The 975-nt window shown below is 77.9% G+C and carries 2 protein-coding genes; both read right to left on the bottom strand.

The genetic code is table 11. The features are described 5' to 3' along the window. The coding region (locus tag B9S61_RS11280; RefSeq protein WP_374936200.1) for a glycosyltransferase family 9 protein at positions 1-506 on the bottom strand (506 nt) is incomplete at its 3' end. A gap of 50 nt (positions 507-556) precedes the next feature. Then, the coding region (locus B9S61_RS11275; RefSeq protein WP_146064789.1) for a glycosyltransferase family 9 protein at positions 557-975 on the bottom strand (419 nt) is incomplete at its 5' end.

Below are 975 nucleotides of genomic sequence, written 5' to 3'. Positions count from 1 at the left end.
CCGGGCGCGGGGGACGCGGTGTGCGGGCGGGCCAGCAGCAGGTCCGCGGGGTCGGCGTCGATGCCGTACCAGCGGAGCAGCCGGCACCAGCGGTCCCGCTCGTGTTCCCCGGCGTGCCAGGGCGGGCCCTCGATCTCCGGGGTCCCGGGGTGCGCGAAGGCCAGCAGGCGCGAGGGGCGCAGGTCCTGCAGCAGGCGGTGGCTGGGCGGTCCGTTGCCGTGCAGGTCCACGGCGACGTCGGGGGGCGGGCCGGTCCAGTCGAGGGCGCGCGGTACGGCGCGGGAGGGCGCGGAGGCGGGCAGCAGACGGTCGACGGCTCCGGTGGCTTCGGCGACCGGCGCGAGGCCGGCGGGCGCGGCCAGTACGAGCTCGTGGCCGGGATACTCCCGCCGCAGCGCCCTCAGCGCGGGAATCCCGGCCAGCAGGTCTCCCAGGCCGAGGGCGCGCAGGACGAGGAGGCGCGCCCGCGGTGCGGAGGCGGCCGGGTCGTGCCGCACGGGCGTCACGTCATCGGAGCCGTCCGGCCCGGAATCCGCCCCGGACGCGGTGCGGCCGCTCACCGGATCACCTCGTCGGCGAGTTTGCCGACGGCCGCGACGACGTCGTACGCGGTGACCTCTTCCAGACACGGGTGGCCGGGTACGGGGCACTGCCGGGCCCTGGAGCCGGCGCACGGTGCCTGCTGGTCGCCGAGGAGTACGTACGGCACGCCGTACGGCCGCCAGCGCTCGGCGGGCACGACCGGCGAGAACAGGGACACCACCGGGGTGCCGACGGCGGCGGCGAGGTGGGCGGGGCCGGTGTTGCCGGTGACCACGCAGTCGGCTCCGGCGAGCACTCCGGAGAGTTCGGCGGCGCCGGTGCGGCCACCGAGGTCGACGGCACGGCCGCCGGCGACGTACGCGGTCAGGTCCCGTTCCCCCGTGCCGCCGGTGACCACCACCCGGCGCCCGGCGGCGGTGAGTTCGCGCACCG

The sequence above is a fragment of the Streptomyces sp. SM1 genome, from assembly GCF_002910825.1.
Lineage (GTDB): Bacteria > Actinomycetota > Actinomycetes > Streptomycetales > Streptomycetaceae > Streptomyces > Streptomyces okerensis.
This window is presented reverse-complemented; position numbering and strand designations above follow the sequence as displayed.